General features: G+C 36.8%; 16 protein-coding genes. 9 read left to right on the top strand and 7 right to left on the bottom strand.

Features of this window, described 5'->3' with window-relative positions; translation table 11 throughout:
- The 6 genes from LC419_RS21780 to gcvP form a co-directional block, all read left to right on the top strand.
- On the top strand, window positions 1–707 hold a 707-nt coding region (locus LC419_RS21780; protein ID WP_223609320.1), incomplete at its 5' end, for a S9 family peptidase.
- Between the two features lie 460 nt (window positions 708–1,167).
- On the top strand, window positions 1,168–1,746 hold the full coding sequence (locus LC419_RS21775; protein ID WP_047451537.1) for an RNA polymerase sigma factor: 579 nt from the start codon (window positions 1,168–1,170) through the stop codon (window positions 1,744–1,746).
- A gap of 13 nt (window positions 1,747–1,759) precedes the next feature.
- Window positions 1,760–2,092, top strand: coding sequence for a hypothetical protein (locus tag LC419_RS21770; protein WP_223609319.1), 333 nt, complete (start codon window positions 1,760–1,762; stop codon window positions 2,090–2,092).
- A gap of 90 nt (window positions 2,093–2,182) precedes the next feature.
- On the top strand, window positions 2,183–2,449 hold the full coding sequence (locus LC419_RS21765) for a hypothetical protein (protein ID WP_223609318.1): 267 nt from the start codon (window positions 2,183–2,185) through the stop codon (window positions 2,447–2,449).
- 391 nt (window positions 2,450–2,840) lie between these two features.
- Entirely contained in the window at window positions 2,841–3,488 is a 648-nt protein-coding gene (locus tag LC419_RS21760; RefSeq protein WP_223609317.1) for a J domain-containing protein, read from the top strand.
- Window positions 3,489–4,119: 631 nt separating this feature from the next.
- A complete protein-coding gene (gene gcvP / locus LC419_RS21755) occupies window positions 4,120–6,978 on the top strand; it encodes an aminomethyl-transferring glycine dehydrogenase (RefSeq protein ID WP_223609316.1) in 2,859 nt (952 codons plus the stop codon).
- A gap of 72 nt (window positions 6,979–7,050) precedes the next feature.
- Here the strand turns inward: gcvP and LC419_RS21750 are convergent, their stop codons facing one another.
- The 5 genes from LC419_RS21750 to LC419_RS21730 all read right to left on the bottom strand — a co-directional run bounded on the left by LC419_RS21750 (window position 7,051) and on the right by LC419_RS21730 (window position 11,229).
- Window positions 7,051–7,200 (bottom strand): hypothetical protein, encoded by a 150-nt coding sequence (locus tag LC419_RS21750; protein ID WP_167375220.1) that lies wholly within the window; start codon window positions 7,198–7,200, stop codon window positions 7,051–7,053.
- A gap of 210 nt (window positions 7,201–7,410) precedes the next feature.
- On the bottom strand, window positions 7,411–8,871 hold the full coding sequence (locus tag LC419_RS21745; protein WP_223609315.1) for a S41 family peptidase: 1,461 nt from the start codon (window positions 8,869–8,871) through the stop codon (window positions 7,411–7,413).
- Between the two features lie 219 nt (window positions 8,872–9,090).
- Complete coding sequence (locus tag LC419_RS21740) at window positions 9,091–9,657, bottom strand: hypothetical protein (RefSeq protein WP_223609314.1); 567 nt, start codon at window positions 9,655–9,657, stop codon at window positions 9,091–9,093.
- A 121-nt stretch (window positions 9,658–9,778) separates the two neighbouring features.
- Window positions 9,779–10,513 (bottom strand): YggS family pyridoxal phosphate-dependent enzyme, encoded by a 735-nt coding sequence (locus LC419_RS21735; RefSeq protein ID WP_223609313.1) that lies wholly within the window; start codon window positions 10,511–10,513, stop codon window positions 9,779–9,781.
- Complete coding sequence (locus LC419_RS21730) at window positions 10,510–11,229, bottom strand: AAA family ATPase (protein WP_223609312.1); 720 nt, start codon at window positions 11,227–11,229, stop codon at window positions 10,510–10,512. Before LC419_RS21730 ends, LC419_RS21735 begins: the two co-directional genes overlap by 4 nt.
- A 1,531-nt stretch (window positions 11,230–12,760) precedes the next feature.
- Between LC419_RS21730 and LC419_RS21725 the strand changes: the two genes are divergently transcribed.
- A complete protein-coding gene (locus LC419_RS21725; protein WP_223609311.1) occupies window positions 12,761–13,096 on the top strand; it encodes a multidrug efflux SMR transporter in 336 nt (111 codons plus the stop codon).
- A gap of 216 nt (window positions 13,097–13,312) precedes the next feature.
- On the opposite strand, the gene LC419_RS21720 is transcribed toward LC419_RS21725, so the two are convergent.
- Together LC419_RS21720 and LC419_RS21715 are read right to left on the bottom strand one after the other, a co-directional pair.
- On the bottom strand, window positions 13,313–14,284 hold the full coding sequence (locus LC419_RS21720; protein WP_223609310.1) for a DUF6268 family outer membrane beta-barrel protein: 972 nt from the start codon (window positions 14,282–14,284) through the stop codon (window positions 13,313–13,315).
- 4 nt (window positions 14,285–14,288) lie between these two features.
- Window positions 14,289–14,717, bottom strand: a complete 429-nt coding sequence (locus tag LC419_RS21715; protein ID WP_223609309.1) for a hypothetical protein — start codon at window positions 14,715–14,717, stop codon at window positions 14,289–14,291.
- Between the two features lie 198 nt (window positions 14,718–14,915).
- On the opposite strand from LC419_RS21715, the gene LC419_RS21710 reads away from it, so the two are divergent.
- Together LC419_RS21710 and LC419_RS21705 are read left to right on the top strand one after the other, a co-directional pair.
- Window positions 14,916–15,989, top strand: coding sequence for a sensor histidine kinase (locus LC419_RS21710; protein WP_223609308.1), 1,074 nt, complete (start codon window positions 14,916–14,918; stop codon window positions 15,987–15,989).
- Entirely contained in the window at window positions 15,986–16,711 is a 726-nt protein-coding gene (locus tag LC419_RS21705; protein ID WP_223609307.1) for a LytTR family DNA-binding domain-containing protein, read from the top strand. The genes LC419_RS21710 and LC419_RS21705 overlap by 4 nt, the downstream gene beginning before the upstream one ends.
- Window position 16,712 lies beyond the last annotated feature (1 nt).

Below are 16,712 nucleotides of genomic sequence, written 5' to 3'. Positions count from 1 at the left end.
AAGTTCCGTTAATTGTTAATCCTCATGGTGGACCTCAGGGCGTTAGAGATGAATGGGGGTTCAATCCTGAAGACCAGCTTTTTGCAAGCAGGGGATATGCCACACTGCATGTGAATTTCAGAATTTCAGGAGGTTATGGAAAAGAATTTCAACAGTCAGGATACAAGCAGATAGGCCGTAAAGCGATGGATGATGTGGAAGACGGAGTAAAATATGTAATAGAACAAGGCTGGATCGATAAAAATAAAATTGCAATCTACGGAGGAAGCCACGGAGGATATGCAACCCTGATGGGACTTATTAAAACTCCGGATCTGTATGCCTGTGGAGTAGATTATGTAGGAGTTTCCAATATCTTCACATTCTTTGAATCTTTCCCTGAATACTGGAAACCTTACAAAGAAATGGTAAAACAAATCTGGTATGATCTGGATAATCCGGAAGAAGCAAAAATTGCTAAAGAAGTTTCTCCTGTGTTTCACATCGATAAAATCAAAAAACCTTTATTTGTAGTTCAGGGAGCCAACGATCCGAGGGTGAATATCAATGAATCAGATCAGATTGTAAAAGCAATGCGTGCAAAAGGAGTTGAAGTTCCGTACATGGTAAAATATGATGAAGGGCACGGATTCAGAAAAGAGCCAAGCAGAATAGAACTGTACAAATATATGATGGGCTTTTTTGCCGAAAATTTCAACAAGAAATAATACAGATTGTATCATTATAGGAACGGAGAGTGTTAGGCTTTCCGTTTTTTGTTTTTAAAACAGATTAGAAGTTAGAAATTATGGAATAGAGGCAAGAATCGGGAGCCAAGATGCAAGATATTAGATTTCAGACATCAGACATCAGACATCAGACATCAGATTTTAGATTGAGATTGAGATTGAGATTGAGATTGAGATGAAAAAGAGGTGATTTGGCATGTCAATAGTTGAAAGTCATCATCTAGTAACCCGCAACACGAACCCCGTATCATATTTTTAATGTTCCGGTTTCGATATTATTTTACTCTAAAACTCTAAAACTCTAAAACTCTAAAACTCTAAAACTTTAAACTCCGAATCTCGTACGCCGGAAGCCCGCTCTACAAAAGAAAATCCTGACAATCAATAATTTTTTTTAAATTTATTAAAGTAAAACCAAAAGGCAGATCGTCATAGCAATATGGAGGTTGTCGAAGAAATAACAATGCCACAGGAGGAGAAAGCAAGTATCATCTCACAAACCGTTTCAAAGTACGGAGGAAAGCTGATGTCTTATATTCGTCCGAAAGTGAAAAACACCGAAGATGCGGAAGATATTCTGCAGGAAGTGTGGTTCCAGTTCAGCAGTCTGACCAATCTTTCGGAGATTGTGAATGTCGGTGGCTGGCTGTACAGAGTGACTGCGAATAAAATCACAGACCGTTACCGCAAGAAGAAAACCGAAAATCTTGAAGATTTCGTGTATGAAGACGAAGATGGAAGCTTTTCTATCAAGGATATCTTATTGCTGGACGAGAGTGCAGGGCCTGAAGTGAAAATGTTTCAGGATGAGATCTGGAAAAAGCTCTTTGAGGCATTGGACGAACTTCCTGAGAAACAAAGACTGGTGTACGTAGAAAACGAACTGAACGACAAAACCCTGCAGCAGATCGCAGATGAACAGGGCGAAAATATCAAAACCATTATCAGTAGAAAAAATTATGCTGTGAAGCATTTAAGAAACAGACTGAGAAGATTATACGAAGATTTAAATAGTTAGTAAAGAAGAAATTATGAATCATAAACACAAAAAAGGCTGGATTTTTTTATTCTTATGTCCGCCGCTGATCTTATTGGCCGTTACATTTATTGTAATGTCGCTTTGGAACTGCCTGCTTCCTGAGATCCTGGGTGTAAAATCCATTACATTCTGGCAGGCGATGGGAATATTGGTCTTAAGTAAAATTCTTTTTGGAGGTTTCCATTTCGGAAAAGGAATGAGAGATTTCAAGGAAAGAAAAATGAGACAGAGAATGGCCGAACTGTCCCCTGAAGAAAGGGAAAAATTCAAAGAAGTTTGGAGAAATAAATGTTCAGGAGGGTTCTTCAACAGAAACAACGGATAATTTAAAAATTTTAAGAAGTAGTAAAGTAAAATTGAAATTCATCCGTCTATATAAAAAACAAGAAGTAGTAAAATTTAAAATTTTGAAAAAATGAAAAATTCAGCATTAAAAGGAGCTCTTGGAGCACTAGCTGTTGTGGGCATCGCATTGGCTGCCAAAAAAATAGCACAGAGAAAAAGATTTATGCAAGGTATTTTTAATGAATACGGAATCAAGGAAAGATCACCTTTCGGTCTTGCAGACAGGATCAGAGAAATGAATGATGAGCAGTATCAGGAACTGAAAGGGAAGTTCAAAAAAGAATTCTCTTCAAGATGTTGCAGAAAGGACAGTAAGGACAATACTGTAGAAGCATAAAAAATCATTCACTAAATTGAAATTGTTTAGTTCCGGCGCGGGAAGCAAAGCTTCCCGCGCCGGAACTTTTTATAGGCAAAGGTGGCTTCGACTGCCTCAGTCACCAGAAGTGTAAGGAGAGTTTATAGCCACCAGAGGAATGAGCAATTTCATAACTGAAAAATAAATACCTGAATATTTTGAACCCTGCTGGGCAAATACCTTCACGAACTTAAAACATTAAGTTATCAAAGAAACTTTGTAATAAAAGAAATCACCATTACAACAATATTGTGTCCATTGCTGAAAACATTCGTGTCATTCGTGTTTAGAAAAGCATTAGCATTTTACTGAAATATTCCCCTGAAGAATAAACCCGAAAAAAAATAATTCCTTATTTTTGCCTAGCTCAATGAAAGATTACTACTATTTTCTCGGGATTTCTCCGGATGCTTCAGAAGAAGACATCAAAAAAGCCTATAGAAAGCTATCTTTAAAATATCATCCTGATAAAAATGACAACGACGATTTCTTTGCCGGGCGTTTTCGTGAAATTCAGGAGGCTTATGAAATATTAAGTGATTCCGGAAGCAGACGTACATACGATCAGAATCTAGAGAACCATCAGAAAAGTTTCAGATATAACACCCCACCAAGTATTAAAACGTTTACAGCGAATAAAATTCATGCAAAAAAAGGGGAGGAGATCATCATCAACTGGCAGACGAGCAATGCGGATGTGGTGAAAGTATTGCCTTTCGGTCTGGAAAAGCCTTTCGGGGAAAGAATCTTTAAGATTACTGAATTTAAGGACGGGAAATTTCAGATTTTACTTCATGCAACCAATTCGCTGCTGCACAAAACGGCGGTGCAGGGAATCACCATTACGGAAGTCTTTGAAAATGATGGTGCTCAGTTTAAAAATAGCGTAGAGGAAATGTTCAAGCCTCAGCCCAGAACACATATGAATAAATCCGGCCAGCCAAAGATCATGATGCTGATCTGGGGAATTATTATTCTGGCGTTGGCGGTATATTTTTTAGTCAGGAATTTCAGCTAATTTAAGCCATCTTTTTTCTTCCCGGACACTTTTTACATCTCTTTCCTTTCTTGAATTTCTTGCAGCAGGATTTCTTTTCACAATACATATCTTCATTATTAAATGCAAATACAGGAGCTAAAGGTGGTACTTTAAAAGGGACTATCATATTCATGCTACAAATATATTAATTTAGAATAAATATAATTAATAAATTTTCATAAAATTGACAAGACCTGTTGATCAGCGTATTCGGTGACAACTGAGCCCTTTATTTTTGATGGAAAATGAAGATTTTAGAAGCATCCGACTTCCCGAAAAGTGAAACAACATCACATTAAAAATGCTCTGAACACAGATTTGTTTAAATGAGTCTGATGATTATTGATGAACCATTATGAACTTAGTGTGTACTTATTTTAAATATCAAACGTATAAATTCTAAGTTTTAATGTTGATTTAATAAAACATTATGATGAAGATTGGAGAATAAACGGGTTAGTTTTTAAGTATTAAACAATTATTACAGTAATTTATCTTAAAAATGATATAGATTTTCGTTATTGTTTTGACAATTTTGAACTGTTGTACAATCGTTTAAAAAAATGTAATTTTACGAATCTTTTTTACGAACAAAATCTAATAAATAAAAATGAATACAGAACAGTTTGTGAGCCGTCACATTTCCCTTAATGAAGCCGATAAACAGGCAATGTTGGAAAGATTGGGCGTTTCAAGTATTGAAGAACTAATTTCTCAGACCATTCCTTCTTCTATCCGTTTAGAGAAAGATCTTGAGATCTCTGCACCGCTTTCAGAATACGAGATGCTGAACCATTCGAAAGATCTGGCATCGAAGAATACTGATTATACGAGCTACATTGGTTTTGGATACCACAATACACTTTTGCCATCAGCTATTCAGAGAAACATCTTTGAAAACCCAAGCTGGTATACGGCGTATACTCCTTATCAGGCTGAAATTGCACAGGGAAGGCTGGAAGCTCTTCTTAATTTCCAGACAGTAGTGTGCGATCTTACAGGTTTTGGACTGGCTAATGCTTCTCTTCTAGATGAGTCTACAGCTGCTGCAGAAGCAATGCACATGTTCTTTAACAACAGAACGAAGGACCAGAAGAAAGCCAATGCCAACAAATTCTTCGTTTCCGATCTTGTTTTACCTCAAACAGTTGCCGTTTTAAAAACGAAAGCTGAAGGTTTAGAAATCGAAATCGTGGAAGGTGACCATAAAACTCATGAGTTTGACGGAAGCTATTACGGTGTTTTATTACAGTATCCGGGGAAAAACGGTATTGTTTTAGACTATACTGAAGATATTGTAAACTATAAAAAATTAGATTTACAGGTAGTTGTAGCTTGTGATCCGATGGCTTTGGTTAAATTGAAATCTCCTGCTTCTATGGGTGCTGACTGTGCCGTTGGAACTTCTCAGAGATTCGGTATTCCATTAGGTTACGGAGGACCTCACGCTGCATTTTTCTCTTGTAAAGAAGATTACAAAAGAGACATTCCGGGAAGAATCATCGGGGTTTCTCAGGATATGTACGGAAAACGTGCATTGAGAATGGCGCTTCAGACCAGAGAGCAGCACATTAAAAGAGAAAGAGCGACTTCCAATATCTGTACGGCACAGGTACTTCTTGCGGTAATGGCAGGAATGTATGCGGTTTATCACGGACCAAAAGGATTGAACTATATCGCTGATCAGATCCACTTTAAAGCGAATGCTTTGAAAAACGGGCTTAAAGCATTAGGATACCAGACGGTTGAAGAGCCAATCTTCGATACTGTGAAAATCACGATGAGTGAGGATGAGAAAGGAAGATTGATGAGAATGATGCTTGATCACAAACTTAACCTGAACTATTTTACAGAAGGGGTGGTAAGTATTGCGATCAACGAAAGTACAACATTGGAGAAATTAAACTATCTGATGGCTTCTTTTGCTCAGTTCAAAGACAAACAGACTTTCAAATTAGAAATAAAAGAAGGATACAGCATTCCTGAGGAGAATTTAAGAAAAGACGAAATTCTTACAGAAAGCGTATTCAACAAATACCATACGGAAACGGAATTGATGCGTTACATCAAATGTTTGGAAAGAAAAGATTTATCATTAACACATTCAATGATTTCTCTTGGTTCTTGTACCATGAAACTGAACGCTGCTACTCAAATGTTGCCTCTTTCATGGGATAACTGGGGAGCTGTTCACCCATTTGTACCGGTGGACCAGGCTGGAGGTTACCAGGAAATGATCAGAGAATTGGAGAAAGATTTAGCTGAAATCACTGGTTTCGCAGGAACTTCTCTTCAGCCAAACTCTGGAGCTCAGGGTGAATATGCAGGATTAATGGTCATCAGAGAATATCACATCTCAAGAGGTGAAGGCCACAGAAATGTAGTATTGATCCCTCAGTCTGCACACGGAACCAACCCGGCATCTGCAGCGATGGCAGGAATGAAGATTGTTGTCGTTAAAAACCTTGAAAGCGGAGAAATTGATTTCGAAGACTTGAAAGCTAAAACAGAGCAGCATTCTGAGAATTTATCTTGTGTAATGATCACATATCCGTCTACTTACGGATTCTTCGATGCGAACATTAAAGAAATTACAAGTTTAATCCACGAGCACGGTGGACAGGTATATATGGATGGTGCGAACATGAACGCTCAGGTAGGATTCACAAGTCCAGGAAACATCGGAGCAGACGTTTGTCACCTGAACTTACACAAAACTTTCGCGATTCCTCACGGAGGTGGAGGTCCTGGAGTAGGTCCAATCTGTGTGGCTAAACACTTAGTACCTTTCCTTCCTTCCAATGCGAATATCAGAGTTGGTTCTAAAGAAGCCATCGAAGGTATTTCTGCAGCACCTTACGGTTCTGGTCTGATCCTTAACATTTCTTATTCTTATATCAAAATGTTAGGAACAGATGGATTGAAAAAGGCAACAGGACATGCGATCTTGAATGCGAATTATCTTAAGGAAATTTTAGCAGAGCACTTCCCGATCTTGTATTCAAACGAGAGTGGAAGAGTAGCTCACGAGTGTATCGTAGACTTCCGTCAGTTCAAAACTTTAGGAATTGAAGTAGCTGATGTAGCGAAGAGACTAATGGACTATGGATTCCATGCTCCAACTGTTTCTTTCCCTGTAGCAGGAACATTAATGATCGAGCCTACAGAATCTGAAAGCAAGTCTGAAATCGACCGTTTTGCAGAAGCATTAATCTCTATCAAAAAAGAAATCGATGAGATTGCTAACGGAGAGGCAGATCAGGCGAACAACGTGCTTAAAAACGCTCCACACACTGAGCAGCTGGTGATCTCGGATTCTTGGGATAAACCATACAGCAGAGAAAAGGCAGCTTATCCGTTAGACTGGGTAAGAGACCACAAATTCTTCGCTTCCGTATCCAGAGTTGATGAAGCTTATGGAGACAGAAACTTAGTATGTACTTGTGAGCCGATTGAAGCTTATATGTAATCATTGATTATAAATATAAAACACCCGTTTAGACTCTAAACGGGTGTTTTTTTGTTATATTTTTATTTTTTCTTACCTTCTTCGATAGCTGTATGCTACAAGAAGTGCAACAGCCATGGCACCAAAAGTGACCATTGAAACTGTTTTAATGGATAGCTCACTGTCTTTTGCTGATGATGTATTTTGAGATTTCTCACATGAAGACAAGAATACTGCTGTCATGAATAGACAGCCAAAGAGTAATTTTTTAATCATAGTATATTTGTTTGGTTATTAATGTTTTACGAGCAAAAAACATACCGGATATTCGGTGGTAATAAGAATTCTGTATGTTGTGAATAGGAAATATTTGAAAAGATAGATTTGAAATTGTAAATAAAAACCCTTCTCAAAACAGAAAAGGGTTTATTATTTTATACCGGAATAACTATTTTATTTCCCGTTCAGCACACTATTCACATAATCCGTCCATTCATACACCAGAATACTTCTGTCCAGAAAAAAATCAGGCTGCAATCCTTTTGCATCGATCGTAAAATCAGGAATACGCATACTTCTTGAAAGCGAGTAGCCTAATTCAAATTCCTTACACGGCGAAGGAACATAATACATATTGGAAACATCCAAAACACCATAAGTTGTGGTTCCGAATAACTTTACTTTCTTACTTTGTTTAGCCGCAAGCAAAAACTGCTCGTCGGTACTTCCATTTCGTTGATTAATGATAATTCCTACATTCTTGGGATAAGGATAAATGGTATCAAACTTATTGATGCTCACTATACCTTCATTGAGGTTGACAAATTTTCCCTGTTCCTTTTCCAGTGCATTAAATGCAGATTGGGCCCATTTTTTATTCTCCTCACTGAATCCGTATTCCGGTTTATTGATGAAATCCAGCATTCTCTGATTATTCAGTTTTGTAGAAAGATATTCTACGCCTACAGTTCTGACCGGATTAGTGTAAATCAAAGGAAGAATATTGCTATAACTGGCATCACTTCCTCCGGTTCCGTTTCTGATGTCAATGATCAGGTTTTCAGTGGAGGTGATTTTATCTTTGTTGGCGGTAATGACACTGTCAATTTTTTGCTTTTCAGAAGCCTGGAAAGAAGGAATTCTTAAGTAGAGTGTTGTTTCGTTTAATTTTTCTATATAAGGTTTGTTGGCACCTATTGATTTAAAATATTGTGCATATTTTGGCTCATCGTCAATCTTAGGATAAACTCTTGAAAGGCTGAAATCCCCGATTTGCAAATGATTTTTTCCGGTCAATGTGATTTCTTTAGATTCCACTGCGGAACGGTCACGCATATAATAAACAGAGCTCATTTTACCCTCCAAAGAATTGAGTTTCAGTTTTACCTGTCCTTTTGTCCAGGTTTCCGCCCCCGATTCTACGATAAATCCTACATATTGATTTCCCACTTTTTTAATTCCGATGGTATAGGGTTCGATTACCCAGATTCCTTCATAGTCGGATGTTTTCTTTTTGTCCAGATAATTCTTAAAATCCTGTGTTTCTACGGCTAAGGTTTCCCAATTGACAGATGGGCTTTCCGGCTTCGCATTATTAGTCTGCTTTGGTGTTTCCTTATTAATGGGTCTTATAGCAATATGTCCTGAACGGAAAAAAGATAACCATTCGTAAAGAACAGGTCCGCATTCGGTATAAGTTTTAATTGATTTTACTTTCTCGGCTATGGTTTTATTATGGGCTTCGTAGGCCTGATGGCCTTTTTGCTTGAGTGCGTATTCAAAACCTGCATCGTTGGTCTCAAAAGTTTTCTTTACCCATTCATAATTTTTTGTGCAATCACAATTCTGGGCGTATACCGATGTTGTTAAACATGTAAATAAAGATGAGATGAAGACGGTTTTTAAGTTTTTCATGGGCTTAATTATAGTATAAGGACATCCGGCTTGTAGAAAATATTACATGCTTTTACTTTCATTTAAGTCGATGTAATCAGTCAATCCGGATGAGCGCTAAAAATAAATAAATATCGGGTGAAAAGCAATTTTTAAATCAATGCCTAATGGAATCAATACTTTTTAATGAAGATGCTTAACAAAAAAAGCTGAAGGTAAAACTTCAAATTTAATATTCTCTTAGTCTTTTTTCCATTGAATTTCGACATATTTTGTACAGTCGTTTTTCATATCATCAAAGCCGTCAAGTAAAATTGTCGAACCTCCTTTTTTTACTATATCTTTTATTACATCATAAATTTCTTTAGCTCCTTGAGGACCTTGTCCGCGTAAATCGAATACAATACTTTTAGTCTTTGAAAGGTTGGCATATAAAGAGAGTATTTTTCTATGCTTTTCATCAAGTCTATTGACTTTTGTCTTTTCATGGATCCATTCAGTCTCATAAATTTTTGTTGTGTACGGACTTACTGAATTAGCGTTCTTTTTTAAGTATTCTCCAACCGTTATGGGATAAAAAAATCTTCTGATTTTTGCTTCAGAAAAAGGCTCAATGAACGTCAAGTTTTGATGAACTGTCACGTTTTCATTTTGTATCCTGCCACAAAAAATGTCTTTGAGAAATAGAGCCGTTTCGTAAAAGTGGGCACCATTGAATACATTTAAAACAACAATTTCACCAGCATCCAATTTAAATGATGGTATATAAAACCTATTGGTCTCTATTCCCTTATTTTCGATCAGCATATTTTTATAATTTCAAATGATCTTCTCAGAATTATTAATTTTTTCTACAAAAACTAATAATCCGGAAATAAATGACACAACTCTAAAACCCTCAAACGCTAAAACTCTCATACCCTCAGACTCAAACTCCTTCCTCGTTCCAATAATAAGAATCCGGATACACTCTCGCACCAAACACCGCGGTTCCTACACGAACAATAGTGGATCCTTCTTCAATCGCAGTTTCCAGATCTCCGCTCATTCCCATGGAAAGCTCTTTCATTTCCACATTAGGAATATTCTGGCTGATGATCTGCTGTTGCAGTTTTTTCAGGATTTTAAAGCAGGGCCTTACTTTTTCTGTTTCCGCGCTGAAAAGACCAATAGTCATTAATCCTTTGATCTTCAATGTGCTGAATTCAGAAACCTTTCGGGTCAGTTCTAGAGCTTCATCAGGATGTACTCCAAATTTACTTTCCTCAGCGGATGTATTCACCTGGATCAGAACGTCTATTGTTTTTCCTTCTGCTGAAAGCTTTTGGTGAAGTTTTTCTGCAAGATCCAGACGGTCCAGAGACTGTACACAAACCACCTCATATTTTAAAATATCCTTAATTTTATTGGTCTGCAAGTGTCCGATAAAGTGATTTTCATGCGGTGTACTTTTCAGTTCTTCATATTTCTCTTTAAGCTCTTGCACTTTATTTTCAGCAATTAAGGTCTGTCCGTTTTCTAAAGCTGTTTTAATATGTGCTGCTGAAACTGTTTTCGTCGCCAGCAGCAATCTGACTTCTTTTGGATCTCTGCCTGATTTTTCACAGGATTTCCTTATTCGGTCATTGATGATCTTAAGATTATGGAGGATGTCTTCTTTCATGGCTGTGTGATTTCCTGGGATTCCAGTTTTTTAATCAGGGCTGATTTTACGGCTGTCAATGCATGGTCTTTCGCTTCGGCAAAAGAAATGCTGTATTTGCGGTCTATACTTCTCAGATCCTCTGGGAATTTAGACAAGAGATCATCATAAAAGGTGTCCAGAAATTCAGCGGAAGGCATTTCATAATTGATCTTCAGTTGGAAACGTCTCAATAGGGCAGTGTCTATGATCTCCGCATGATTGGTGGCACAGAGCAGTAAAGCATTTTCGGGATAATAATCAATCAGCTGAATCAGCGTATTGACAAGTCTTCTCATTTCCCCTACATCCTTGTCGTCACTGCCACGCGCTTTTCCGATCTGATCCAGTTCGTCCAGAAAGAGAACAGATCTTTCTCTGGCTGCTTTATCAAAGATCATTTTAATATTCTGCGAAGTTTCCCCAATCCGAGAAGAAACGATATTGCTTAGATTTAATATCAGAATACTCTTGCCTAAAGCATTGGCAACAGCTTTAGCGGTCATCGTCTTCCCACAACCTGAATTTCCCTCCAGAAGAATCTTATTGTTCACAGGAAGTCCGTATTCCTGCAGTTCTTTGACATAGTTATGCTCCTTAATAAGCTGTACCAGTTGGTCACGGTTATGGTTACCAAGAAATACGTCGTTGAGGGTTACTTCCTCTTTATCCTGAATGATGAGATTGTACAGATTCATACTACACTAAAAATAATTCTTATCTGTACAAAGATAAAGCTTTATAGAATGACTTTCAGGGACCTGAAATACAATAAGCGGGTAGACCAGCGAAGAGAATGGAACATATAAAAATAGTAACCAAAGAAAATTGAATAACAAAACTTTCATTGAATGTTAAGGCTGATCCTGGCCTAGGAAGCTGTAGTGTTAAAAAAATAAATATTGTGAACGTTAAAAAAAATCTTCTGTTAGAAGCGCGAAACTATTTTCGAGTCGAATAACCTATAAGGAATGCCCGCAAGTTTAGAATTTTTAGAGAACAACATTTATTTTTAGCGAAAGATTCCAGCCTTGAACTTTTGGTTCATTTTGTTTCAAGACAAAAGAACAGGAAAAAATATAAAAGAAAGCAGTTTTCGATTGGTTTTAAAAATATAAATCATAAATCCGCCCCATATTCAATAGGAACGGGCTTTAGCCTGTTTACAAGATTATCCTTCATCAGGCTCTAGCCAAAATCTAAATTGTACGACGATATCAACAAGAAAAGCCGAACAATTTGTTCGGCTTGACTATTTGGATATATAAAATTTGCTATGAAATTCAGTTAAGGGATTATGTTTTTGGGCCCTTTTACTCCAATGAGTAAAAGAGCAGAATCTGAGTATTCAGATTAAAAACATAAACAATACAATTAATATAGATGCTCTATAAAATTTCTTTTAATAGAACTTAGTTTCTTTGTTCTCTTTTTACTGTCATGAAATAAGAAGTGAACACTACTAAACATGTTGCGATACCGATGTAAGTTACCATTTTTGTTTTATTTAATTATTTGACTTTATTTTATCAATTTTCTAATTGCAATATTACAGTTTTCAAATCACGTGCCAAAGCAAATAATCATGATGTATATCAGTGTGTTAAGTGTTTGTAAACTTAATTTCTGATGAATGTTTGTTTACAAAAAATTAATATGTTTTTAGGAAATTATTAATATATTTATTGTCTTATCTGTAAAAAAATAAAAAGTTGACAACGGTTTGAACACTTCTATATTGGACTTGATAAAACAAAAAATAAGAAATGCGATGCATAACACTCACATTTAGCTTTGTTTTAAAACGTCAGATTTTGGGAAGTGAGACAAATATTATGTTAAGAAAACTTATTATTTGTGACTCCATTTTAGCATGAAATTTTTAAAACCTGTTAGATTTTGTGACATCAACTGTAACCATTTGTCACATATATATGAAATACTGACAGGTTTGAAACGCTCACTGTCAGACTTTTTTATAGCAGATTATTTTATACCGCGTAAATACTTTAGAGTAATTTTTTTAAAAAAAATATCACCGGTTGGTGTATTGATGTGGCTCTTTTTAACATCCTGATTTTCATGTCGAAATGCTCAGGAAAGGATTGGGAATAAAAGAGAATCAGGTACCTGTTTTGAACCTGAGAATTTGAAGCTTTCGGAGATTTTAGCGGTCATTTTCCTGTGAAAAGAAACCGTTTTTCCTTATTTTTGTAGAAAACAAGCCTTATGGGACGCAGTTATATCTTTCTTGCTTTAGCGATCATATTTGAGATCATCGCGACTACTTTTCTGAAAAAATCTGAAGAATTTTCAAAACTCTGGCCATCTGTAGTGACTGTGATAGGATATGCCGCTGCATTTTACTTTCTAAGCATGACGCTGCGCCACATCCCTGTAGGAATCACCTATGCGATATGGTCGGGAGTTGGGATTGTCTTTATCACAATGATTGGGATCATTGCTTTCAAGCAGGTTCCGGATCTGCCTGCCATTATAGGAATTGCATTGATTGTAATTGGGGTAATCGTTATTAATGTGTTTTCAAAGATGGGAACGCATTGAGGGGTTTGATTTAAAGATTTAAGAATTTAGCCATTTAACTATTTAAAGTATTAAAAGAACCTTGTTAAAATTCAATAGGAGTGGGCTTTAGCTCACTTACTTCCAAAAAAGCAAAACCAATTGGCTTGAGCCAAAATCTAAAAATTATCCTAAAACCTTCAAAAATCATGATCTTGTTTTTTCCAAAGCTCTTTAAAGGTTTCCAGAAATTTGAAATCATTTTGCTCGAGGCTTTCCAAAAGGATTATAAGATATTCCGACATTGAAATAAAATGAGGGTTTATAACTCGCTTCAAAAATATAGTCTTTAAAAGATTCCTCCTTATCAAAAGCTCTCGCCCGCGGCACCGCTCTGATTCCCGTTTTTAAAGTTCCTATAAAATTACTGCCTAAATTGTGTTCATAGATCGCTCCGGAATTGATTTCCAGTTGCCGGAATTCATACGTCCTGTCGTTTTTATACATATAAAAGGAAGTATTATCCATCTCTGTTCCCAGGGAAATTCTTCCGTTGGCGAAAACATCTTTTCTTACCAGTATTTTTTTAGGAAGAAGAATATCAAGCATCCAGCCGTTATTGAACCTGTTTTCATAGGTAAAAATCGGAAGGACAGGAATCTGTGCACTCGGATCAATAAAGCCGGCAATACCGATGAGCATTTTTGTTTTTGGAGTAGCTTTTAAAACTACGGAAGCCGTAACCATTCCTCTCATTCTTTCAAAATGCTGATCACTTCCGTCCACAGAAGCAGTAGCTGAATATATCGCTACCTTATTGAACAGTTTTGAAAAGTAGCTGAAATTAACGCCTTCAGAATGGTAATGAAAGTCATTCTTTCGATCTGTTTCCGGCATAATCGGTTCTTCGGTATTGAAGGCTGTATAACGGTAATTTAAAGAGGTACTGAGGAGCCAGGTTTTCTTTTTCACCAGATAAATATTGACCCCTGCACTCAGTTGCTGAAAACTTTTCATCTTGTTGTCAGGCAGGTCTTTTCCGTCAAGCTTTGAAGAAAACTGAAAAGGAGCTGTTTGTGTAAACTCAATATTCAGATCCCGGTTCTGGGGAAATTTATCTGCAAAATAAGCCCTTACTTTTAGCGGAATACTGTCTCTTTTTTGGGCATAGGCAATATTCTTTAACGGGAACATCGCAAGGGGAAGAAGAACTCTTCTCAGTGTTTTCATGGTTTTATTTTAAAGGTTGAATGACAGATTGAAAGAAATTGAACACGAATATTTTATCGTAAAAAATCTCTAAACTGTTTTCGATGATAAAATCGGTATGGCGGAGGGTATCAGAAATAGGATCTTCTTCCACAAAGACAAACCAGAGCTCCCTGATATGATTTCGTCTTTTAAACTCTTCAAAAGCATTCCAGTCGAAGGGTGTTAAATATTTAAGGTCAAAAAATAAAATTCCTTTTTTAACCCCATTTTCTTCTACAATATTAATAGGATGTTGGATATAGCTTAAAATCCTGATCTCCGAATGGTAGCATTCCACAAAGTGATGCAGATCGATCAGCTGTATTACTTTCTCCTCTTGCTGGGATTCTGTCATATAAAAACATTCTAAGGTTATTTCTTCTGTAAGGTCCTGAAAAACGGCTAATTCCATAAGCATAAAAAAATTGAACAGGACAAAGGAAAAGAGAATTAAGCCGCGGAAATTTGTTTTTATACCAAACGGGTTCTAATTTATACGAAATCCACCTCTTTTAAAATTCGTATAAAAAAAAGCAGGGTTGGTATAATATTATGGATATTCTTTACGTTATTCTCTATTTTTGTTTTGTATTAAAACAGACAGAATATTATGAACGGTACGCCAAAATTTAAGGAAACACTTGTCATGGACTTTTTGGTGGAAGACCGGTTCAGGTTCCGCAGGCATGTGCTGTTCCTTATTTTCTTTTTTCTGATGATGTACAGCGCTAGGTTCTGGCACTGGTATTCCGGGATCTATCAGTATTATGTTCTATTCTTTGTCTATTGTGTACTGATTGGAATGGTGTACATTAATATATATATTCTCGTACCTAGGTTTTTCTTTAAAACAAAATATGTGACGTATCTGGTCCTGTTGATCATAATGGGAGTTGCCGGACTGAATATGATAGGCTATAGTTTTAAATTTTTCTTTGAAGACTTCAGAGTGGAAAATATCAAAAAGGAAGGGGATAGAGGAAGTATCTATGAAGGCATCCTGATGTGTGTTCCTATTATTCTGACCACAACTACCGTGAAACTGCTGCAGAAATGGATCAGTGATACCAAGAGGATTACAGAGCTTAAAAATCTTACCCTACAGATGGAGCTGAATGAACTCCGGAATCAGATCAATCCGCATTTTCTGTTTAATATGCTGAATAATGTGAAAGCACTTACCAGAACAGATCCGGAAAAAGCATCTGTGGTTATCGTCAAGCTTTCCGAATTCTTAAGATATCAGCTGTACGAGAATGGAGAGGAGAAAACACTCCTTGTTTCAGAAATAGATTTTCTGTCTAATTTTCTGAACCTTGAAAAAATAAGACGGGATAATTTTCAATTCACTATCAGCGCAGATACGGGTGACAGAACGGTAAAAAGTACTTTTATTCCCCCGAATTTGTTCACTACCTTTGTTGAAAATGCAGTGAAGCACAGTGTAGATATCAGCAGTCAAGCATCTTACGTGAAAATAGAGATCCGGGTAGAAAATAAAACCCTTTACTTTACCTGCACCAATTCCATGAACCCGGGTATGACGGTCCCCAATGCCAATTATGGCGGACTGGGGCTGGCCAATATCAAAAGAAGACTTGAACTCCTGTACGGCAATGCATTTGAACTGGATATTATTTCCGGAGAAAAAGAATATACCGTCAATTTAAAAACGCCTGTATGAATTGTATAATTGTAGATGATGAACCCCTGGCAAGAGCAGAAATGCGCTCGCTGATCAATGAAATCTCACAGACGGAGATTCTTGGAGATTTTTCCAATGCCCCTTCCGCTCTTGATTTCCTTAAAAACAATGACGTAGATCTTATTTTCCTGGATATTGAAATGCCCATGGTCACCGGAATGGAATTCGCAGAAATGCTGCCTGAGCAGAGCCTGATTATTTTTACAACAGCATATTCACAGTACGCAGTAAAGAGCTATGACCTGGAGGCGGTAGATTATCTTCTGAAACCTATTGATCCTCAAAGGTTGGATAAAGCCATAAAAAAAGCGGTTCAGTATACAGAATTGCTGTCTAAAAATACTGTGAAAAACACCGTAGAGTCCAATACTCCTGAATTTTTATTCATTAAGGCAGACCGCAGATTTTATAAAGTCAATATTTCAGATATAAAATTTATTGAAGCTTTAAAAGACTATGTTGTTATTCATACCCGCCAGCAGAAGCTTATTACAGCCATGAATCTTAAAACCATTCACCAGAAGATTCCATTGGAACTGTTTCTGCGTGTAAGTAAATCCTATGTGGTCAATATGGATTTCATCGATTCATTTGACAATCATAATATCTATATAGACGAATCGGAAATTCCTCTGGGTGAAGTATACAGATCTGACTTTTTTACAAAATATGCTGGCGGGTTCCTTAATCCTGAAGCGTAAA

It is taken from the genome of Chryseobacterium sp. OSA05B, from assembly GCF_019970065.1.
Lineage (GTDB): Bacteria > Bacteroidota > Bacteroidia > Flavobacteriales > Weeksellaceae > Chryseobacterium.
Note: the sequence above shows the minus strand (reverse complement) of the source record. Positions and strands in the feature narration are given on the sequence as shown.